The sequence below is a fragment of the Rhodococcus sp. 2H158 genome, assembly GCF_053764755.1.
Genome location: NZ_JBSNCE010000009.1, coordinates 16,670 through 37,747, shown reverse-complemented (window position 1 = coordinate 37,747; position 21,078 = coordinate 16,670). Strand labels below are relative to the sequence as shown.

At 70.9% G+C, this 21,078-nt stretch carries 19 protein-coding genes; 8 read left to right on the top strand and 11 right to left on the bottom strand.

The window, feature by feature from the left end:
* Nucleotides 1–2 precede the first annotated feature (2 nt).
* Nucleotides 3–797, bottom strand: a complete 795-nt coding sequence (locus tag ACWPOB_RS10585; RefSeq protein WP_455400782.1) for a peptidylprolyl isomerase — start codon at nt 795–797, stop codon at nt 3–5.
* Nucleotides 797–1,669, bottom strand: a complete 873-nt coding sequence (locus ACWPOB_RS10580; RefSeq protein ID WP_455400781.1) for a peptidylprolyl isomerase — start codon at nt 1,667–1,669, stop codon at nt 797–799. Before ACWPOB_RS10580 ends, ACWPOB_RS10585 begins: the two co-directional genes overlap by 1 nt.
* Before the next feature lie 167 nt (nt 1,670–1,836).
* Here ACWPOB_RS10580 and ACWPOB_RS10575 point away from each other — a divergent pair, with 167 nt between their 5' ends.
* The 4 genes from ACWPOB_RS10575 to ACWPOB_RS10560 are packed head-to-tail and all read left to right on the top strand — an operon-like array spanning nt 1,837 to nt 5,229.
* Nucleotides 1,837–2,520: an MBL fold metallo-hydrolase gene (locus ACWPOB_RS10575; protein WP_455400870.1), complete on the top strand. Its 684-nt coding sequence runs from the start codon at nt 1,837–1,839 to the stop codon at nt 2,518–2,520.
* A gap of 54 nt (nt 2,521–2,574) precedes the next feature.
* On the top strand, nt 2,575–3,849 hold the full coding sequence (hisS, locus tag ACWPOB_RS10570) for a histidine--tRNA ligase (protein WP_455400780.1): 1,275 nt from the start codon (nt 2,575–2,577) through the stop codon (nt 3,847–3,849).
* A complete protein-coding gene (locus ACWPOB_RS10565; protein WP_455400779.1) occupies nt 3,836–4,480 on the top strand; it encodes a hypothetical protein in 645 nt (214 codons plus the stop codon). Before hisS ends, ACWPOB_RS10565 begins: the two co-directional genes overlap by 14 nt.
* A 44-nt stretch (nt 4,481–4,524) precedes the next feature.
* Nucleotides 4,525–5,229 carry a phosphodiesterase gene (locus tag ACWPOB_RS10560; RefSeq protein WP_455400778.1) on the top strand — a complete coding sequence of 235 codons (705 nt, stop codon included), beginning with the start codon at nt 4,525–4,527 and terminating at the stop codon, nt 5,227–5,229.
* A 71-nt stretch (nt 5,230–5,300) separates the two neighbouring features.
* Here ACWPOB_RS10560 and ACWPOB_RS10555 read toward each other — a convergent pair whose 3' ends face one another.
* Nucleotides 5,301–5,795, bottom strand: a complete 495-nt coding sequence (locus ACWPOB_RS10555; protein WP_100058160.1) for a hemerythrin domain-containing protein — start codon at nt 5,793–5,795, stop codon at nt 5,301–5,303.
* Between the two features lie 98 nt (nt 5,796–5,893).
* A complete protein-coding gene (gene ctaD, locus ACWPOB_RS10550) occupies nt 5,894–7,642 on the bottom strand; it encodes an aa3-type cytochrome oxidase subunit I (RefSeq protein WP_029543495.1) in 1,749 nt (582 codons plus the stop codon).
* Nucleotides 7,643–7,944: 302 nt separating this feature from the next.
* Between ctaD and ACWPOB_RS10545 the strand changes: the two genes are divergently transcribed.
* The 3 genes from ACWPOB_RS10545 to ACWPOB_RS10535 all read left to right on the top strand — a co-directional run bounded on the left by ACWPOB_RS10545 (nt 7,945) and on the right by ACWPOB_RS10535 (nt 9,296).
* On the top strand, nt 7,945–8,361 hold the full coding sequence (locus ACWPOB_RS10545) for an Hsp20/alpha crystallin family protein (protein ID WP_100058830.1): 417 nt from the start codon (nt 7,945–7,947) through the stop codon (nt 8,359–8,361).
* A gap of 31 nt (nt 8,362–8,392) precedes the next feature.
* Nucleotides 8,393–8,710, top strand: coding sequence for a hypothetical protein (locus ACWPOB_RS10540; RefSeq protein WP_455400777.1), 318 nt, complete (start codon nt 8,393–8,395; stop codon nt 8,708–8,710).
* 307 nt (nt 8,711–9,017) lie between these two features.
* Nucleotides 9,018–9,296, top strand: a complete 279-nt coding sequence (locus tag ACWPOB_RS10535; RefSeq protein WP_455400869.1) for a J domain-containing protein — start codon at nt 9,018–9,020, stop codon at nt 9,294–9,296.
* 80 nt (nt 9,297–9,376) lie between these two features.
* Here the strand turns inward: ACWPOB_RS10535 and ACWPOB_RS10530 are convergent, their stop codons facing one another.
* The 7 genes from ACWPOB_RS10530 to ACWPOB_RS10500 all read right to left on the bottom strand — a co-directional run bounded on the left by ACWPOB_RS10530 (nt 9,377) and on the right by ACWPOB_RS10500 (nt 19,335).
* Entirely contained in the window at nt 9,377–10,540 is a 1,164-nt protein-coding gene (locus ACWPOB_RS10530) for an amidohydrolase (protein ID WP_455400776.1), read from the bottom strand.
* A 30-nt stretch (nt 10,541–10,570) separates the two neighbouring features.
* Complete coding sequence (locus ACWPOB_RS10525) at nt 10,571–12,478, bottom strand: alpha/beta hydrolase family protein (RefSeq protein ID WP_100057546.1); 1,908 nt, start codon at nt 12,476–12,478, stop codon at nt 10,571–10,573.
* A complete protein-coding gene (locus ACWPOB_RS10520) occupies nt 12,475–14,259 on the bottom strand; it encodes an N-acetylglutaminylglutamine amidotransferase (protein ID WP_455400775.1) in 1,785 nt (594 codons plus the stop codon). The genes ACWPOB_RS10525 and ACWPOB_RS10520 overlap by 4 nt, the downstream gene beginning before the upstream one ends.
* Before the next feature lie 30 nt (nt 14,260–14,289).
* Entirely contained in the window at nt 14,290–16,905 is a 2,616-nt protein-coding gene (locus tag ACWPOB_RS10515) for a glutamate--cysteine ligase (RefSeq protein WP_455400774.1), read from the bottom strand.
* A 131-nt stretch (nt 16,906–17,036) separates the two neighbouring features.
* Nucleotides 17,037–18,257 carry a hypothetical protein gene (locus ACWPOB_RS10510; protein WP_455400773.1) on the bottom strand — a complete coding sequence of 407 codons (1,221 nt, stop codon included), beginning with the start codon at nt 18,255–18,257 and terminating at the stop codon, nt 17,037–17,039.
* The gene (locus ACWPOB_RS10505) at nt 18,254–18,622 is read right to left on the bottom strand and encodes a type VII secretion target (protein WP_455400772.1); all 369 of its coding nucleotides are present in this window, start codon (nt 18,620–18,622) and stop codon (nt 18,254–18,256) included. The genes ACWPOB_RS10510 and ACWPOB_RS10505 overlap by 4 nt, the downstream gene beginning before the upstream one ends.
* Before the next feature lie 35 nt (nt 18,623–18,657).
* Complete coding sequence (locus tag ACWPOB_RS10500) at nt 18,658–19,335, bottom strand: TetR/AcrR family transcriptional regulator (protein WP_006930622.1); 678 nt, start codon at nt 19,333–19,335, stop codon at nt 18,658–18,660.
* 198 nt (nt 19,336–19,533) lie between these two features.
* On the opposite strand from ACWPOB_RS10500, the gene ACWPOB_RS10495 reads away from it, so the two are divergent.
* On the top strand, nt 19,534–21,078 hold the full coding sequence (locus ACWPOB_RS10495) for an amino acid permease (RefSeq protein WP_100058752.1): 1,545 nt from the start codon (nt 19,534–19,536) through the stop codon (nt 21,076–21,078).

The following is a 21,078-nucleotide window of genomic DNA, read 5'->3' as shown; positions in this document are numbered from 1 at the left end:
GATCAGTCCGTGCGGACGGCGGTCAGCGTCGTCGGCGCCGCCGGTGGTCCGTCCGGTCCGCCGCCGTCCACCCCGGCCGCGGCGATCTCGTCGAGGGTCGCCAGGCCGGCCTCGTCGATGGTGCCGAACACGGTGTACTGCGGCGGCAGGATCGAGTCGCGGTAGACCAGGAAGAACTGGCTGCCGTTCGTGCCGGGGCCGGCATTGGCCATCGCGAGCGTGCCCCGCGGGTAGATCATCGGATTCTGCGCCTGCGGATCTCCGGCCGCGTACTGGTCGGTGGGGAACTCGTTGGCGAACTCGTAGCCCGGTCCGCCGGTACCCGTGGCGGTGGGATCGCCGCACTGCAGCACCGACAGCGTCGGGTCGGTCGTCAACCGGTGGCAGTCGGTGTCGTCGAAATACCCCTGGGAGGCCAGCGACAGGAAGCTGCCGACGGTGCACGGGGACAGCTCGCCCTGCAGGGTCAGCCCGATGTCGCCCTGGGTGGTTGCCACGGTGACGTCGGTGTCGGCGGTGGGGACGGCCTCGGCGCGCGGCGGCTGCACCGGCTTCGCGGCCGGTCGACCGTCGGACGGGTACGCGCAGCTCACCGTATCGGGCAGCGGCTCGGCCCGCTGGGCGGGCAGGGCCGGGAAGTCGGACAGCGACGGTGCGGACGTCGGCGCCGAGGCCGCGGCGCTCGACGTGGACGTCGCGGCCCCGTCTCCCGGATCGTCGGAGCAGCCGGTCAGCAGCAGCGCCGCACCGACCCCGGCCACGGCGGCCCGGGCAGCGCCGGAACGAGTACGGGTCATCAGTCCATCCTCACACTGGTCAGGGAGATCGGCTGGGCCGGCGCGCCGTCCTGGCCGCCGCCCTCGACCCCGGCGGCGGCCACCGTGTCGAGGGTCGCCAGGCCGGTCTCGTCGATGGTGCCGAACACGGTGTACTGCGGCGGCAGGATCGAGTCGCCGTACACGAGGAAGAACTGGCTGCCGTTGGTGCCGGCGCCGGCGTTGGCCATCGCGACGGTGCCGCGCGGGTACGTCAGCGGCTGCGTGGCCGCCGGATCCTCGGGCGCGTACTGGTCGGTGGGGAACTCGTTGGCGAACTGGTAGCCGGGGCCGCCGGCGCCGGTGCCGGTCGGGTCGCCGCACTGCAGGACGGCGAGCGAGTCGGACGTGGTCAGGCGGTGGCAGGCGGTGTCGTCGAAGTACCCCTGCGACGCCAGGGACAGGAAGTTGTTGACCGTGCACGGGGAGGTGTCGTTGTGCAGGACCAGGCCGATGTTGCCCCGGGTGGTCTCCACACTGACGCTGATGTCGGTATTGCCCTCGCCGGTGGTGAGGATGCCGTCGGTGCGCGGCGGCTGCACCGGCCTGGCCGGTTCCCCGCCGGGCGGGTACGCACAGTTCACCGATTCGGGCAGCGGTTCCGACCGGCCCGCGGGCAGGGCCGCGAACTCGGTCTGCGCCGGGTCGGTCGTCTCCGACGCCGCAGTGGAGGCGGCGTCGTCGCCGCGGCCGAGCACCCAGATGCCGACGCCCGCCGCGACGACCGCGGCCACACCGAGCGCCGACAGACCGATGGTCAACTGGCGGCGCTTGCGCGCCCGCTGTGCCCGCCGTTCGAGTTGCCGCTCGAGTTTGCGTTTGGCGGCCTGGCGCCGCTGTGCGTTGCTCGGCACTGCAGTAGTCCTCCCGTAACCGATCGTCGTTGCCGGTCCCATCGTCGCCGCTGGAACCCGGCTCGAGCCGGATCGAGTCTGCCACCCCAACCTGAGAACCGGGCGACGGGGAGCCCGGCCTAGGCTGTAGGGGCCACGCGAAGGCCCACACCGTAGGAGCGATGCCCGTGCTCGTCACCGGATTCCCCGCCGGGATGTTCCAGACCAACTGCTACATCCTTGCGCAGGACGACGCGAAGGAATGCGTCGTCGTCGACCCCGGGCAGGATGCCGCCGAGCCCCTCGCCGACTTTCTCACCCGGTCCGAATTGACGCCGCGCGCGGTGCTGCTCACCCACGGGCACCTCGACCACATCTGGTCGGCGCAGGCCGTCGCCGACCGCTACGACATCCCGGCCTATATCCATCCGGACGACCGCTACATGCTGACCGATCCCGGGCGCGGCATCGGCCCGACGTTGAAGCCGTTCCTCGAGGGCGCCGAATTCGCCGAGCCGCGGACCGTGATCGAACTGGCCGACGGGGACGAGATCGAGCACGCCGGCATCCGGTTCGCCGTCGATCACACCCCGGGGCACACCCAGGGCTCGGTGGTGCTGCGCACCCACGCGACGACCCCCGACGGCGACGACGTCGAGATCGCCCTCACCGGCGACACCCTGTTCCAGGGGTCGATCGGCCGCACCGACCTGCCGGGCGGCAACCACGAACAGCTGCTCGCGTCGATCGCGGCGAAACTGCTCGTGTGCGACGACGCCACCGCGATCCTGCCCGGCCACGGCCCGTCCAGCACCATCGGCCAGGAGCGGGTGTCGAACCCGTTCCTGGTGGGGCTGACCGGCTCCCGCTGACCCGGCCCGGGCCGGCCCGGCCTCCGATCCACCGACGAGAGAAAGCAGCGACAGTTGAGCAAGCCCTCCACGTTCTCGGCGCCCAAGGGTGTACCCGATTACGTCCCCCCGCAGTCCGCGGAGTTCGTCGCCGTGCGCGACGGGCTGACCCGCGCGGCGCGGCTGGCCGGCTACGGGCACATCGAGCTGCCGATCTTCGAGGACACCGGACTGTTCGCGCGCGGCGTCGGCGAGTCCACCGACGTCGTCAGCAAGGAGATGTACACGTTCGCCGACCGCGGCGACCGGTCCGTCACGCTGCGCCCGGAGGGCACCGCGGGCGTGATGCGGGCGGTGATCGAGCACGGCCTCGACCGTGGCCAGCTGCCCGTCAAGCTGAGCTACTCGGGCCCGTTCTTCCGGTACGAGCGCCCCCAGGCCGGCCGGTACCGCCAGCTGCAGCAGGTGGGCGTCGAGGCGATCGGCGTCGACGATCCGGCCCTCGACGCCGAGGTCATCGCCGTCGCCGACGCCGGATTCCGCAGCCTGGGCCTCGAGGGGTTCCGCCTCGAGATCACGTCCCTCGGCGACGAGACGTGCCGCCCGCAGTATCGGGAGTTGTTGCAGCAGTTCCTGTTCAAGCTGGACCTGGACGAGGAGACCCGCCGCCGCGCCGAGATCAACCCGTTGCGGGTCCTCGACGACAAACGCCCCCACGTGCGGGAGATGACGGCCGGCGCGCCGCTCATGCTCGACCACCTTTCCGACACGGCCAAGGCGCACTTCGACGAGGTGCTGTCGCATCTCGACGCGCTCGGCGTGCCGTACTCGATCAACCCGCGCATGGTGCGCGGCCTCGACTACTACACGAAGACGACGTTCGAGTTCGTCCACGACGGGCTCGGCGCCCAGTCCGGGATCGGTGGCGGCGGCCGTTACGACGGCCTGATGGCCCAGCTCGGCGGCCAGCCGCTCTCCGGTATCGGCTTCGGGCTCGGCGTCGACCGCACGGTCCTCGCGCTCGCCGCCGAGGGCAGGACCGCGGGCAGCCCCGCCCGCTGCGAGGTGTTCTGCGTGCCGATGGGCGAGGCCGCCAAGTCGACGCTGGTGCCGATCGCCCACCGGCTGCGCGCCGCCGGCATCCGCGTGGACCTGGCGTACGGCGGTCGCGGCGTCAAGGGCGCGATGAAGGCCGCCGACCGTTCCGGTGCCGTCGTCGCGCTCGTGCTCGGGGAGCGCGAACTCGACGCCGGCGAGATCGTCGTCAAGGACCTGCGCACCGGCGAACAGCACACCGTGCCGCTCGACGACGTGGTCGCCCGGGTCGGGGACGTCGTTGCCCGCACCTGACCCGTCGGCCCGTCCCGCGCCGACCCGTCTGGACCTGATCCCCACGCGGGTGCTCGCGCCCCGCGCCGGGAGAGTCGCGGTGTTCTCCCTCCTGATCGGCGTGGTGGCCGGTCTGCTGGTGTACCTGGTGGCCAGCCCGCTGGTTGCGGTCGTGTTCGGTGTGCTCGTCGGGGTGCCGCCCGCGGTGGGCGCGCTGGCGGTGCTGCGCCGGCACCGCTGGATCGACGGCACCACGGTCACCGCGAAGGGGGCGCTGCGCACCCGGCGGGTGCAACTGCGCAACCTCGCCGGGGTCGAGCTGGTGGTGTCGGCGGTGCGGGTGAGTCAGGTGGTGTTGCGGCTCAACGACGGGGACCGGCTCGTGTCGGTTCCGCTGGCGTTGTATGCGAACGGCGGCTGCCGGGAGCTCGACGTACTGGCGTTGCGCCGTCTCGCCGACGCGCTGGCGGCGAGCGAGCTGGCCTCGGCCGCCGCGATGTCGTCGGTGCTGGTGGAGCAGCTGCGGGCGGAGGCCCGCGACGCCGGGCTCGAGCAGCGGCCGCTGTACCGGGCGGTGCTGCTGGCCCGTGACGCCGGGCGCGTGCCGCAGACCACGCTCACCGACCACGAGGTGGCCTCGCTCGTCGAGTGAGCGCGGACCGATTGGGGTGTGGGCACCCCGGGTATGCGGGGCGCATGATCTCGCTGCACTCGGTGTTCTCCGGGCCGTTCCGAGCCGCCTCCGCGCTGCGCGGGGCGCGGGTGTTCCATCCACGTGGGGTGCTCTTCCGGGGCGTCGCGGAACTGGATTCGCGGTGGTGGCCGGTTCCGGCTCCGGCGCGGGTGCCGGTCACCGCGCGGCTGTCCGGCGCCGTGGGCACGCCCGACGGCGTGCCCGACATCCTGGGTCTGGCGTTGCGGTTCTCGCTCGAGGACGGCCCGTGGGACATTCTGCTCGCCACCCTGCACGTGCCCACCAGGGCGGTCCTGCTGCCGGCGCGGGGCTGGTCGACCGCGCGGTACGGCTCCCTGATGGCCTATCGCACGAATGTCGACCTCGCGCCGCGGTGGATCTTCGCGTTCCCGGAGGGCGACCAGCCGACCTCGACGTCCGTCCTGGAACTGGCCCGGCACGGCGTCCCGTTGGTGTTCTCGTTGCACGTGGCCCCGGCCCGCGGGCCGCTCGTGCCGGCCGGCCGCGTCACGCTCGAGTCCGCGGTGCCCGCCTCCGACGAGGCGCAGCCGTCGTTCGATCCGGTGCTCAACCACCCGGCGGCCGTCGAGCTGTGGCCGCGCTGGCTCGTGCCGTTCCGCCGCGACGCATACCGCGGCAGCCGCTCGGGACGCGGGGCATCCGACGGGTCCGCGCAGAGCGGTCTCCTCGACACGGCCGGAACGTAGTAGCCGGGGGTGCAGAGCAACTCTGCACCCCCGGCCTTCGTGGGCCGGACCGGAACCGGTCCGGCGACGCGTCAGCTGACGACGGCGTCGATCGTCTTCTTCAGTGCCGAGGGCTGCGCGGGGGAGCGCGGGACCTTCTCCTTCAGCTCGAGCATCCGCACCCCGATCTCCTGCAGCTGCTTCCGGCCGAGTGCCTCCCGCACCTTCGGGAACCACTCCTCTTCCTCCTCCTCGATGTGGTGCTCGACGTTCTCGATGAGGACGGTCGTCTTCGCGTCGAACCGCTCGGCGTCGGGCTGCATCTCGGCCAGTTCCATTACGAGCACGTCCGCGACGTGGTGCTCCTCGAACGATTCGAGGATGTCCGATTCGAGGTCGGGCAGCAGCGCGCGCACCTCGGGATACATGCCCTCGTTCTCGATGTAGGTGTGCACCGTCAGCAGTTCGATGATCCGGCCGACGATCCGGCCCTTCTCGTCGCCGTTGTCAGCTCCGCGGAACTCGCGGAACAGCTTCCGGATCTCCTTGTGGTCTTCCTTCAACAACACGATCGCGTCAGTGGACACCAGGCCTCCCGCCGATGTGGTTCTCGAATGCGCGCCGCCGTGAGGGGCGTGCGCTCCAGATACCCCGGCGGGAGCCCGATTACACCGATCCGTCCGATTCAGGTGCTCGGCGGTGTCCGCTCGGCGGTGTCCCGGACGTGGGGCTCCTCGGCCACCTCGGCGGCGTGGCGCCGGCCGACGCCGACGTGCGCCTCCGCTCGCATGGTCTCCACCATGTGCGGGTAGTGCAGCTCGAACGCGGGGCGCTCGGAGCGGATGCGCGGCAGTTCGTAGAAGTTGTGCCGCGGCGGCGGGCAGGTGGTGGCCCACTCGAGGGAGTTGCCGTAACCCCACGGGTCGTCGACGATCACGACCTGCCCGTACCGGTAGCTCTTGAACACGTTCCACAGGAACGGCAGGGTCGACACGCCGAGGGTGAAGGCACCGATCGTCGAGATGGTGTTGAGGGTGGTGAACCCGTCCGACGGCAGGTAGTCGGCGTAGCGGCGTGGCATGCCCTCGTTGCCCAGCCAGTGCTGCACCAGGAACGTGGTGTGGAAGCCGAGGAAGGTCAGCCAGAAGTGCCACTTGCCGAGGCGTTCGTCCATCAGCCGCCCGGTCATCTTCGGGAACCAGAAGTAGATGCCCGAGTAGGTGGCGAACACGATGGTGCCGAAGAGCACGTAGTGGAAGTGCGCAACGACGAAGTAGGAGTCGTGGACGTGGAAGTCCAGCGGCGGGCTGGCGAGGACCACGCCGGTCAGGCCGCCGAAGAGGAAGGTGATGATGAAGCCGACCGCGAACAGCATCGGGGTCTCGAACGTCACCTGCCCCCGCCACATGGTGCCGATCCAGTTGAAGAACTTGACGCCGGTGGGCACCGCGATCAGGAAGGTCATGAACGAGAAGTACGGAAGCAGCACGGCGCCGGTGGCGTACATGTGGTGTGCCCACACGGCCATCGACAGGGCGCCGATCGCCAGGGTCGCGTAGACCAGGCCGGTGTAGCCGAAGATCGGCTTGCGCGAGAACACCGGGATGACCTCGGAGATGATGCCGAAGAACGGCAGCGCGATGACATACACCTCGGGGTGGCCGAAGAACCAGAACAGGTGCTGGTAGAGCATCACCCCGCCGTTGGCCGGGTCGTAGATGTTCCCGCCCAGCACGCGATCGACCAGTACTCCCATGAACGCGGCGGTCAGCAGCGGGAAGATCAGCAGGATCAGAATCATCGTGATGAAGATGTTCCAGGTGAAGATCGGCATCCGGAACATCGTCATACCGGGGGCACGCAGGCACACGACCGTGGTGATCATGTTGACACCACCCAGGATGGTGCCGAGACCGGCGACGGCCAGACCGGCGAACCACAGGTTTCCGCCGACACCGGGGCTGTGCAGGTCGTCCGCGAGCGGAACGTAGGAGGTCCATCCGAAGTCCGGGGCACCGCCCGGGGTGACGAGGGAGAATGCCACGACGGAGGCACCGAACAGGTACAGCCAGTAGCTGAAGGCGTTCAGCCGGGGGAACGCGACGTCGGGGGCGCCGATCTGCAGCGGCAGGATATAGTTCGCGAACCCGAACACGATTGGGGTCGCGTACATCAGCAGCATGATGCCGCCGTGCATGGTGAACAACTGGTTGTACTGCTCGTTGGACAGGAACTGCATGCCCGGGACGGCGAGTTCGCTGCGGATCAGCAGGGCCATCAGCCCGCCGATCAGGAAGAAGGCGAACGAGGTCACGATGTACATCAGCCCGAGCATCTTCGGGTCGGTCGTGGTGACCAGCTTGTAGAACGTCGAGCCCTTGGGCGCATACCGCGGCGGATACGGGCGAACGGCCTTCGTCTCGGTGACAACCATGGTGCCTCCTTGCGCCTCCCAGGGGGCGGCGATGTCGCTGCGGCGCCGGGCGCTCCGCTCGGCCTGAGACGGCACCCCGGAACCACCGCGGCATCATGCGGTAGGTCGAGCGTAACCGGCACCAGCCGCGCGCGGGAGGTTTTGCGAGGCGGATTGTCGTCCGTCCGCGCGGAATTCGAGGGGTTTCCGGGAACAATCCCTTGTCTCGGTGTGTTGTGAGTGGTACAAGAAAGATGTAGCGGCCAGCATAGATCGACCGCTCTCCTCAACCGGCACGAAGAGAGTCAGTGGAGGTGGAAACGATGTTGATGCGCACCGATCCGTTCCGCGAGCTCGACCGCTTCGCACAGCAGGTTCTCGGCACGGCGGCCCGTCCCGCGGTGATGCCCATGGACGCCTGGCGTGAGGGCGACAAGTTCGTCGTCGAATTCGATCTGCCCGGCGTGGCCGAGGATTCGCTCGACCTCGACGTCGAACGGAACGTGCTGACGGTGCACGCAGAGCGCCCCGCACGCGACCAGGGCCAGGAGATGGTGGCGGCCGAGCGCCCGCGCGGTGTGTTCAGCCGGCAGCTGTTCCTCGGCGAGAACCTCGACACCGACAACATCGAGGCGACGTACGACGCCGGCGTGCTGAGGCTGACGATCCCGGTCGCGGAGAAGGCCAAGCCGCGCAAGATCGAGATCGCGGTAGGCGACAAGAAGGCGATCGACTCCTGATCCGTCCGAGGCGTGTCCCCGGGAGACGACCATGGACGAACTCGACCTGATCGCCGAACCGCTCCTCGGGCAGCAGCCCACCGTCGACGGCGTCGACCTCGAGCTGCTCCTGCTCGATCTCGAGCTGGACATGCTCGAGCGGCCCCGGCCGCGACGACCGGTGGACGGCCCGAGGTGCCGGACCGCCGCGCGCACGCACCACGGGACCGCCGGGTCGAGCCGGGACGCGGGCTCCGGGGGATGTGGTTGCCACGCAGCGCTCTCCTCCGGTCCGTACCGGATCGGCTCGTCGAAGCCACCTAGCGAAAGGACGGTGATACGACATCGCAGCAGAGTCGCCAGGCGTTGACGTGCGTGCCGCCCGCCCGGACGGCAGCCACGAGGCGCTGAGCGGGGCGCCGGCCCGGAGCCGGTGACCGGGCAGCGCACCGCCGGTATTCGGCACACACAGTGCGGGCCGCACCCGATCATCGCCGACGCCCGGCCACCCGCCCTTCGTACCCATCCACGAGGCGGGTGGCCGGGCGTTCGCTCCTGTCACGCGCCGTCACGCCGTTCGGGCGTCGACAACGGAAGAGAAGGGCGGGGCCGTGTCCGGCAGGGAACCCGATCTCTACGCCGCGCTGGGCTTGCCCGGGTCCGCCGGGTAGGCGGAGATCACCGCGGCCTTCCGTCGCAAGCTCCGCGAGCACCACCCCGACCTCCGCAGCCCGGATGTCCCTTTCGGCCCGGACCCGGACGAGCAGCTGCGCAGGATCGTCGCGACCTACGCCGTCCTGCGCGATCCGCGCCGACGCGCGGAGTACGACCGCCGCCGTGCCGAAACGGTCACCCGGCCCTCCGCGCGGTCCGTCCGGGTGACCGTGCGTCGCTCGGACCCGCCCGCCGCGGCGGATCCGCCCATCCGGGCCGGACCCGTCCGTCGCCACCGGTGACCCGGCGCCGCGCGGGCGCTTCCCCCGAGCGAATGTATCGCTCACTCGATCAGTCCGACAGCATGGTTCATTCGCTCGGGTCAGGCGCTCGGGTCAGGCGTATGAGGTTCGTACTTTCCTCCGTAGGCGAGGGCCAGCAGGGTACGCGCCCCGTACACCAGGGCTCGTTCGTCCAGTTCGAAGTCGGGCTTGTGGAGGTCGTGTCGCGGGCTCGTCCCGTCCCAGACTCCCAATCGCGCCATGGCCCCCGGGACGTGCTCGAGGTACCACGCGAAGTCCTCGCCGCCGCTGGACTGTCCCGCCTCGGCCAGATTCTCGAGGCCCACCACGGACTCGATCGCGGCGAGCATCTCGGCGGTTGCCTCGGCGTCGTTGACCACCGGCGGCACGCCCTGCACGTAGTCCAGTTCGTGGTCCACCGCGTAGGGTGCGAGCAGTTCCGCGACGCTGCGCCGCACCAGCGGCTCGACCGTCGCCCACGTCCGATGGGACGCGCTGCGCAGCGTGCCCACCAGTTCACCGGACTCGGGGATGGCGTTGCCGACGTGGCCGGCGTGGATCCGGCCCCACGTCAGCACGGTGGCGGTGCGGGCGTCGAGGCGCCGATCGAGCACCGACGCCAACCCGGTCACCAGCACGCCCGCCGCGTGGATCAGGTCGCCGGTCAGGTGCGGGCGGGCCGAGTGGCCACCGGGGGAGGACAACCGCACCGTGAGAACGGCCCCGGACGAGGTGATCGGCCCGGCGCGGGTGGCGAGCTTGCCCGCCTCGAGCTGGGGGGCGCAGTGCAGGGCGAAGATCCGGGACACCCCCGCGAGGCCACCCGCGGCGACGACCTCGAGGGCACCACCGGGGGTGGTCTCCTCGCCGGGCTGGAAGATCAACCGCACCCGCTGCGGGGGCGGATCCGCCGCGAGCACGGTGGCCGCCTCCAGCAGCATCGCGGTGTGGGCGTCGTGCCCGCACGCGTGACACACGCCCTCCACGGTCGACGCGTACGGCAACCCGGTGGTCTCGGTCAGTGGCAACGCGTCGAGGTCGGCCCGCAGCGCGATGCATCCGGTGGTGTCCGGGCCGACGTCGCACCACAGACCGGTGCCGCCGGGCAGCGTCACCGGGTCCAGCCCGAGCGAGACGAGCTGATCGCGCACGAGGGCGGTGGTCCGGAACTCCGCGAACGACAGCTCCGGGTGGGCATGCAGGTCCCGTCGCCAGGCGACGAGGCGGTCGTGGTCGATCGTCATCCGTCGAGAACTCCGTCGGTTCGGTGACATCTACGGGCCGGCCGTACCGAGCCGGCTCGTCAGCCAGTTCACCATGGCCTCGGCGAGCACGTCCCTGTTCTCGCGTTTGACGATGTCGTGGCCCTCGTCGTCGAACAGGAGGAACTCGGCAATCCCACCCCGGTCCCGTACCGCGGCGACGATCTGCTCCGACTCGCTGACCGGCACGTTGGTGTCGTGCGCCCCGTGCACCACGAGCAGGGGTGCCTGCAGTTCCGCGATCCGGTGGATGGGGGAGAGCTCGCGCAGCAGTTCCCGGTCGTGCACCGGATGCCCGTACTTGGGGTAGGCCGCCGCCGCGATCCACGGCTCGGTGTTGGCGTAGAAACTCTCGAGGTCGCTCATCCCGCAGATCGCTATCCCGGCGGCGAACAACTCGGCGTGGAAGGTCAGCGACGCCAGCGTCAGGTAGCCGCCGTACGATCTGCCCGCGCACGCCACCCGGGCGGGATCGGCGATGCCGTGGTCGACGAGGTACTGCACGCAGTCGGCCACGTCGTCGATCCCGGCGAACCGCCCGTAGCGGTCGTCGGCGTGCATGAACGTCCGTCCGAAACCGCCGGACCCGCGCACGTTCGTCCCGAAGACCGTGAATCCCGCCGCCACGATCGCCGGGTAGTAGTCGCTGTATCCGGGACGTTCCTGGGCTTCCGGTCCGCCGTGGAAGTACAGCAGCACCGGGCCCGGCCCGCTGCCCTGCGCCCGGTACAGCCAACCCGAGAGCGGCGTCCCGTCCCGCGCCGGGAACTCGAGCAGCGTCGGCAGATCGTCGTCGTCCATCCGGGTCCGCGCGGCCTCCGCAGGACCCCACTCCCCGGTCCGCGGATCGACGATCTCCACCGAAGGTGGCATTCCGGGACCCTGCACGGTCACTGCCAGCAGCGAGCCGTCCGCGCTGATGCTCAGTTCGGACGCCACCAGTCCGGGCAACCCGAGGGGATCGTCGAGCGAGCCGTCCGCCAGGTGCAGGATCTGCAACTGGCTCAGACCCTTGTGGTTCCACAGCAGGGCTACCGTGCTGTGGTCGTCGCTCACGGCGAACTCGTCGAGATCGCCGTCCTCACGCTCGGCCAGCACCCGGTACGACACGCCCTCCGACGACACCGCCACGCCCAGCAGCCGCGCGAACTCCGCGCCGTTGTCGCTGCGCACCAGCGCCCGCAGATATCTCTCCGGTTCGCCGTCGCTGGACGCCCACGGCGAACGAAGCTGGTCCACCACGCCGAGCAGCCGATGGTCGTCGAGAATGACCCCGGCGTCCGTGGTGGCACCGACGTCGTTGGGTAGCAGCGCAATCCGCGTGCCGTCCTCGTGCAGCAGCAGCAACTCCCGGTGACCGCGCGGACCGACCCGCAGCAACGCCGAACCCGCCCACGCGTCGACGAGGTGGCCGCCGACGCGGCGATCGAGCACCACGGTGTCCTGGGTGTGCGGGTCCACCAGCCGGGATTCCGCCACCCCCTCCTCGTCGGTGGCGACCGTCGCCACCCGGTTCCCGTCCCACCCGACGAGTTCCGTCGACGAGTCCCCGGCCGACCCGAGGCGGCGGGCGCCGCGGTCGTCGGGGTCGGTGCTCACCACCCATACCTGGGTGCGCGTACCGGCGTCGGGCGCCACCTCGCACGCCAGCCAACGGCCGTCCGCCGAGTGCATGATCCGGGTGACCGGCCCGTCCACCGGCAACTCGACCCACCGCGCCGCGCTCGTGTCGCGGCCGGACAGGAACCGCTGCACCGCACGGGGATAGCCGCCGTCGTCGACGAGATGAGCGATTGCCGTGCCGTCCGGCGCGACCGACGCACCCGACGTGAAGCGGATGTGGCGCGGCTGTGCCGCCGCGGTGGTCGTCGCGGTATCCGGTGTTCGCGCCACCGAGGTCGTCTCCGTCTCGCCGCTCACAACTGTTCCATCTCCTGGAGCCACATTTCCAGCAGGGCCACCTGCCACAGGGCGTTCGCCCCGAGGGTGGTCCGATGCCTGTTCGGGTCGGCGAGCAGCGCGTCGAGTGCCTCCGGCCGGTACAGCCCGCGGTCGCGGGCGCTCCGGCTGTGCAACGCATCGCGCACCAGGGTCAGTACGTCCCCGTCGAGGTGCCGGATGCCCGGCACCGGGAAGTAGCCCTTGGTCCGGTCGATGATCTCCGCCGGCAGGTGCTTGCGGCTCGCATCCTTGAGGACGCCCTTGCCGCCGGAGGCCAGCTTCAGTTCGGGCGGGCAGGTCGCGGCCAGTTCGACGAAGTCGTGGTCGAGGAACGGTACCCGCCCCTCGAGGCCCCACGCCATCGTCATCGTGTCGACCCGCTTGACCGGATCCTCGATCAGCATGACCGTCGTGTCGAGACGCAGCGCCGCATCGACCGCCGTCGCCGCCCCCGCCGCGGCGTGCTGCTCGGCCAGGAACTCGCCACTCGCGTCGTGATCGAGGGAGTACCGAGGGTCGAGCAGCGCGACGATGTCGGCGTGGGTACGGTCGGCGAACACCTTCGCGTACGCCTCGGCGGACCGTTCCCGGGCCACCTCCGTCAGCGGCGGATACCAGTCGTAGCCGGCGAGTATCTCGTCGGCGCCCTGCCCGGACTGCACCACCTTCACCGACTTGCTCACCTCCTCCGACAGCAGGTAGAACGCCACGCAGTCGTGGCTGACCATCGGCTCGCTCATCGCCGCCACGTTCTTCGGCACCGCCGGCAACAGCCGGGACGAGTCGATGTGGATCTTGTGATGGACGGTGCCGAACGTCCGCGCCACGAGATCGGAGTAGACATACTCGTCCCCGGATTCGCCACCGGCCGGATCGAATCCGATGCTGAACGTGGCCAGGTCTCGCTGGCCCTGCTCCGCGAGCAACGCCACGACCAGGCTCGAGTCGATGCCTCCCGAGAGCAGCACCCCCACCGGCACGTCGGCGACCATTCGCCGGCTCACCGCGGTCCGCAGCGAATCCAGCAGCGCTTCCTGCCAATCCACGGCCGTCCACGTCGTCCGCGCGGGGTCCCGCGTGAATGCCGGCTCCCAATAGCGGCGCTCGGTGCTGCCCCCGTCGGGCTCGATCACCCGCACGGTCGCCGGCGGCAGCTTCCGGATCCCCCGCAGCATCGTGTGCGGTGCGGGCACCACCGAGTGGAAGCTCAGGTAGTGGTGCAGCGCGACGCGGTCGACGGTGGTGTCGACCTCGCCGGCGCGGAGCAACGCCGGCACGGTGGAGGCGAACCGCAACCGCCCCGGCCCCTCCGCCAGATAGAGCGGCTTGATGCCGAGCCGGTCGCGGGCCAGGGTCAACGCGCCGGTGTCGGTGTTGTGCACGGCGAATGCGAACATGCCCTTGAAGTGCTGCACGCATTCCGCGCCCCAACGGTGGAAGCTCTTGAGCACCACCTCGCTGTCCGCCGTCGAGAAGAACCGGTAGCCGGCCCCCTCCAGCTCCGAACGCAGCTCCCGGTAGTTGTAGATGCACCCGTTGAAGACCAGTGCCAACCCGAGCTCACTGTCGATCATCGGCTGGCTGCCGCGCGCCGACAGGTCGATGATCGTCAGCCGCCGATGCCCGAACGCCACCGATCCGCGCGCGTGGAGGCCGGCCGCATCGGGGCCCCGGGCGCTCATGGCGTCGGTCATCCGCCCGACCGCGGCCACGTCCGGGGGAGCCCCGTCGAAGCGCATCTCCCCACACACACCGCACATCGTGCTCTCCTTCCGGCTCACACCCTCCGGTTATTCGTCGCTGCCCGCGCCGCGTGGGGGACCGAGCACCCAGGTGTCCTTCCCCCCGCCGCCCCGGGACGAATTGACGACCATGCTCCCGATAGGGGCCACCCGGGTCAGCGCCCCCGGAGCGACGTGGGCACGCACCGACGGCCCCTCGGCCCGCAGATGAACGAATGCGCGCAGGTCGATATGGTGCGGAAACAGGCCGCTCCCGTCGAACGTCGGATGCGTCGACAACGGCACGACCTCCTGCGCGACGTACCGCTCCGGGTGGGTGAGCAGGTCCCGCCGCCGCTCCAGCAGCTCGTGTCGCGACGCTTCCGGGCCGATGGTGATACCGGCGCCGCCGAACCCGTCGATCGGCTTGACCACCAGCTCCGCCAACCGGTCGAGGACGTAGTCGCGTTGCTCACGCTCGGCGCACACCCATGTGGGCACCTGCTCGAGGATCGGCTTCTCGCCGAGGTAGTACGCGATCATTGCCGGCACATACGAATAGACGGCCTTGTCGTCCCCGACCCCGTTCCCCAGGGAGTTGGCGATCGTCACGTTGCCGGCCTGCAGCGCGGCCCGGAGCCCCCTGCGCAGCGGGTTCCCGTCGTGCCCGATCGAGGACAGCAGCATGTCCTCGTCGAGGCGGACGTACAGCACGTCCACTCGCGTAGCCTCGCGGCCCCGGTGCCGGTACACGACGTCGTCGCGTACCGACAGTTCCCCGGTCAGCACGAGGGGCAGTCCGGACTTCTCGGCCAGCAACCGGTGCTCGAACCACGCCGAGTCCTTCCACCCGGCGCTGAGCAGCGCCACGGAGACGTCCGGTCCCGCGGCCGCTGCGGGCGCCGCCGCCTGCAGCGTCTGCCGCGTCATCTCCGGCATCGAGTCCACGGACATCACGTCGGCCGGCATGCCGAGGGCCCCGAGGAACCGTGTCGTCATCGCGCGATGCGCCATCGCATACCCCACGCCCGACGGAACCCTCAGGTTGTCCTCGAGCACCACGAAGTCACCCGGGCCCGTGCTGACGAGGTCGATCCCGCAGATGTGGGCGCGCACCGGGGGATTCGCTGCGGCGGCCCCGGTGGCCCGATAGCCGGGTGCACGGTCGAGCAACTCGGAGGGAATCACCCCGTCCCGCACCGCGGCCTGCTCGCCGTAGATGTCGCCGAGGAAGGCGTTGAGGGCCAGGGCGCGTTGCTGCAAACCCGGGACCAGGTGCGACCATTCGGTGTGCGGGACGATGCGCGGGACGATGTCCATGGGAAAGACCTGGGCACGGTCCTCGCCGCTCACCCGGAACGTCACGCCGTCGACGCTCTGTTCCCGGTCGATGGACTCCTGGATGCGGCGCAGTTCGGCCGCACCGACCCGCGCCACCGCGGCCAGGACCGCCTCGTACTCGCGACGGGGACGCCCGCCGACCTCGACGGCCTCGTCGTACCGGTCGTCCACGTCGCCCGCTCGCAGCGGAACGTAGCCGTGGAGCAGGGTTGCACCGGGATCGGCGATCTCCGGCACCGCGCGCACGCGCCCCGCGGTTTCGTCGAGAAGCAGATCCACCACGTCGGTCAGGCGGCCCCGTCGGCGCAGCACCCGCCGCTGGCGGGCGGCCGAACTGCCGACCTGCAGGGCGGTCTCCGCGAGCTCCGATACCAGGGCCCAGTCGTCGTTCGCCTCGAGCTGGGGCCGGAGCGACCGGATCAGTCCGTCGACGATCTCCCTTGCCGGCCGCGGGGTGGCCGACTGCACGTCGACCAGAGAATCCTCGAGGCCGGAGCGCGAGGCGCGCCACATGGCGGCGCGCACCAGGGTCGGCGAGACGTCGAGCCCCGGGACACCGGCCCGCAGGTCGGTCACCTCCCGATCGACCAGGGCGCGGAACAGCCCGGCGATCAGCGTGATCGTGTCCACCGACGGGCAGCTGTCGCACACGCGCAGCTCGAGGGTCGGATACCGGTCCGAGGGGCGGAGATCGAAGTACACCATGCCCGGGTCGGTGATCACGCCGGTCGAGACCAGGTCCGCGATGAGCCTGTCGTACTCTGCGGCCGACGACACCGGCGCGGCCGGCCCGGTACTCGGCCACCGGATCCACACCAGGTTGCGGACGCTGGCATATCCGGTGTCCGTGCCGTCGGCCCAGAACGGCGAGCTCGCGCTCAGGGCGAGGAAGATCGGCAGGAACGCGGCGACCCGATTGGCGACCTGCACCGCCTCGTCCCGGTCGGGAATGTCCACGTGCACCTGGGTGCCGCAGATCAGCTGCTCGCGGGCCAGGAGCTGGTAGTCGGCCAGCATGCGGCGATACCGCGGCGTCTCGGTGACCTGCATCTCCGCGGGCACGGCCAGTGGGACCGCGCCCGCGGCGGCGATGCCGAGGCCGAGCTCGGCGGCGGTGTCGACGAGAACGGACCGGCGGTGCACCAGATCTGCGCGGAGACCCGCGAGATCCGGAAACACACCGCTGTTGACCTCGACGACGCAGCGCTGCAGTTCCTCGACGTAGACGTCGCCGGGCAGGCGCGCGAGCAGTTCCGGGGCGCGTGGCGTGAGGCGCCGGGTCTTCGCGTCGATGAGGTGGAATTCCTCCTCGACACCAAGCTTGCGGGCCCCGCCGTCGAACATGCGTTTACACGGTACGCGGCCCGCATCGTCCTCGCAGAAGGAAACCGCGGGTCACGGACACCGCAGTGGCCGTCGACCGTGTCCCCGCCCCGCCCCACCCCGCCCCGCGCGCCGGGACGGGGGACTCGGAATCACCAGTCGTCGCCTGCCCCGATCACCGGGGCGGTCGCCGGCGGCACCTCGCCGATCACGGCGGTGGTGTTCGCCGCGGTCACCAGGATCGTCGGACGCGCCCGTCGCGGAGCGTCCTCGTCGGCGCGTCCGGTGCCCGGGACGGCGGCGGGGAGCGGATGACGTGCGGCCGCAGCTGCGGCCGTCACCGGAGCGGACGTGGGCGGTCGCGGTCCCGACGGCGTGCCGGCGAGACCTCCGCCCGCGGTCCCGAGGGCCGTGGCGCCGCCCGCGCCCAGCGCCACGGCGCTCCCGGAACCCAGCGCCACGGCGCTCCCGGAGCCCAGCGTCACGGCGCCGGTGCTCGCCGGTGCGGTCGCGGCGGTCATCGTGGGGCCGGCCGTGACGGTGCCACCCCCGAACGCCGCGGCGTGCGTCTGCGCGGGAAGGTCTCCGGACACACCGACCGCGTCGGCGACGGTATCCACAGCTCCCGTAGCCGCCGCTGCGACGTCGGCCGGAGCGGGCAGGCCGGGCGTGGCGACGGGGGCGGGCACGGCGATCGGTGCGGCGAGGGCGTTCATCGCCGTGGTGTAGCCGAGAAGCTCGCCGCGGGTGCGCGCGACCACCGCCAGTGCCGCGGATACATGCTCGGCGGCGGCGGTGAGCAGCGCGATCTGACCCGGCGGCGTCAGCGCGACGGGTGCGGTCGCGGTGGCGAAGGCCAGGAAGGACTGGGCGATCCCGCCGAGTTCGACGTTGCCCCGCTCGACACTCGCGGTGGCGGCGCGCGTGACGGCCCCGATCTCGTCGCCCCGTTCGCTCAGTTCGACCGCGCTGACCTGGGCCTGGCGACCCTTGTCGAGCGCCGCCTCGGCGGGTGCGCCCTCCCACGAGTCCGGCAGTGCGTGCAGTGCCGTGCGGGCCAGCGACGCCGCCCCGTCGAGCACCCGCGACGACTGCTGCAGGACCGCCGACGGATCGAGCGCGTCGACGATGCCGGTACCGAACAGGTCGCCGAGGTCGCGCAGTGGACACAGCATTTCGTCGATTCCCGGCACTGCCGGAACCGGAATAGACTGCAGCACTTCGGTTATCGGATCGATCCTGGGTTCGGGCAACCACGTCGGCGGGGCCGGTGGCGGCGCGGGCAGCGGCAGGTCGAGGACCGGGCCGGCGGGGGACGCGCGCAGCGCGTCGAGGACGGTGGGCGAGGCGACCGGCGTCTCCTGTGCGATCACCGCGCGCCCCCGAGTCCCGTCGCGGCCGCACCGAGGCCCGCGGCGACCGCTGCGTCGAGCGCCTCGTACCGGGTGGCGGCGTCGTGCGCGGCGACACCGCCGGACGTGTAGACGTATGCCAGCTGCGCGACGGCGCGGGTGTGCGCACCCTGCGTGACGGCGAACGCCGCGACGAAGTCCGCGCCGATCAGGCCCATGGCGGGGCTCAGCGACGAGACGTTGGCCTGCAGATCCATCGCGCCCGCGCGGGCGACCTCCTCCGCGGCGCGCAGGGATGCGCTGCCGAAGGCCCGGACCCCGTCGGGTACGACACGGACGCCGCCTCCCGTCGAGAACGAGCCGACAGCGTCGAGTAAACCGCTCATGATGACCCCCCAATCAGATTCGCGTGCGCAGCACTCTAACTCGAGTCGGCGACACGGGCGACGAGCGTGCGGGCGACGTCGCGCACGGGCTCTGCGGGCGCGGTGAATCCGAGCACGCGCAGCGCCGCCTCCGCCAGCACGTCGGGCAGGTCGGCGACGGCGTCCGTGCCCCGGTCCGCGCGGATGTTGATGGCGGATTCGACCAGCCGGAACGGCAGATCGGCGCGCGGGTCGTCGGCGTCCGCGCCGGCGCCGAGGCGGTCGAGGACGGCGACCGTGAGCCGCCGGTAGCACTCGCGCAGACCGGTCCGGGCGGTGTGGAACTGCGCGAAGCGCTCGGTGCGCACCTCCGGAAGCAGGTACAGCGCACCGAGATTCCAGCGTCCCGCGACGAGCTGCGCGGTGTCGAACAGTGCCAGGGCGTACAGCCGCGCCTCGGCGGGCGCGTCGTCGCCGAGGCGCTCGCAGAACGACAGGGTGGGCGCGACGGTCTGCTCGAGCAGCGCCGCGAGGATGTCGTCCTTGGTGGCGAAGTGGTTGTACAGGGAGGCCTGCCGGACGCCGACCGCCTCGGCCACGAGCCGCGTCGAGGTCGACGCGAATCCACGTGTGGTGAACAGTTCCGCTGCGGCGTCGAGAATTTCGGCGCGCGCGGTGGAACCGGGCCGGCGTGGCCGGTGCAGTCGGGGGCGTCCGGGACGGGCGTGGGTCACGTCCTCGACGATGGCACAGATCGGACGGTGACAGCGCCCCGGGCGGGCGGTGAGCAGACCGTCACACGGAGGAAACGTCGGTCACGAACTCGTTACGCCGCGGTCATTCGGACAAGACGTGACCTCGCGAAAACTGTCACTCGACAGTTTTTCGACGGTCACCCGGCCGCCGCCACCGCGCACAGAACGGACACCGCCATGAGCCTGACGCTCACCCGGCCGGCTGCCGCTGCACCGACCGCCTCGCACCAGGACGCGGGCGACCTGGGCGAATTCGGCTACCAGCAGCAGCTGCACCGCAACCTCGGCAAGTTCGCCTCCTTCGCCGCCGGCTTCTCGTTCGTCTCCATCCTGACGACCATCTTCCAGCTGTTCGGCCTCGGCTTCGGCTTCGGCGGCCCCGCCTTCTTCTGGACGTGGGTGGTGGTCTTCGCCGGTCAGTTCATGGTCGCCCTGAACTTCGCCGAACTCGCGGCCCGCTACCCGATCTCCGGGGCGATCTATCAATGGGCCCGCCGGATGGGCGGCGAGGTGGTCGGCTGGTTCGCCGGCTGGTTCATGATCCTCGCCCAGATGGTCACCGCCTCGGCCGCCGCGATCGCCCTGCAGGTGGTCCTGCCGAACATCTGGAGCGGATTCCAGATCATCGGCGACGACCCGTCGCTGACCTCCTCCTCCGGCGCCGCCAACGCCGTCCTGCTCGGCTCGGTGCTGCTCGTGCTCACCACGATCATCAACAGCATCGGCGTGAACTGGATGTCGCGGATCAACAGCATCGGCGTCACCTGCGAGATCGTCGGTGTCGTCGCCGTGATCGGCATGTTCTTCACCCACGCCGTCCGCGGCCCGCAGGTCGTCCTCGACACCGGCGTCACCGGGGAGGCCCCCGGCTACGGCTGGGCGTGGATCGTCTCGGGCCTCATGGCCGCCTACGTCATGGTCGGCTTCGGCTCGGCCGGCGAACTCGCCGAGGAGACCCGCAACCCGCGGCGCGTCGCACCCCGCACCATCCGCCTCGCCCTGTCGGTCTCCGCCCTCGGCGGCGGCCTGATGATCCTCGGCGCCCTCATGGCCGCCCCCAGTCTCACCGACGGCCGCCTCGCCGCAGAGGGCCTGCCCTACGTGCTCGGCGCCATCCTGTCCTCGCCGTGGGGCACGCTGCTCCTCGTCGACGTCGCCATCGCCGTGTTCATCTGCACCCTGGCCATCCAGACCGCCGCGTCGCGCCTGATCTTCTCGATGGCCCGCGACGAGCGCCTGCCCGCGTCGAAGATCCTGTCGCACGTCAACGCCCGCACCGGCACTCCCATCGCGCCGGCCGTGCTGATCGGCGTGGTGTGCATCGGCATCCTCGCGGTCAACATGGGCAACAGCGCGATCTTCGCGACCCTGTCGAGCGTGTGCATCGTGCTCATCTACCTCGCGTACCTGATGGTCACCGTGCCGCTGCTGCTGCGCCGGCTGCGCGGTTGGCCGCACGACGGCACGGCGACCGACGCCGATGGCAACCCGCTGTTCTCCCTCGGCCGATGGGGTCTGCCCGTCAACGCCCTCGCCGTCGCGTACGGCCTGCTGATGGTGGTCAACCTGTCCTGGCCGCGCGCCGAGATCTTCAACCCGGACGGCACCATGCCGCTGATGCAGTGGGCCGCGCCGCTCACCGTCGCCGCCGTCGTCGCCCTGGGTGCCCTGTGCTTCCCGCGCCGCGCCGCGCACCCGAACCCCGTCACGATCGGAGCCTGA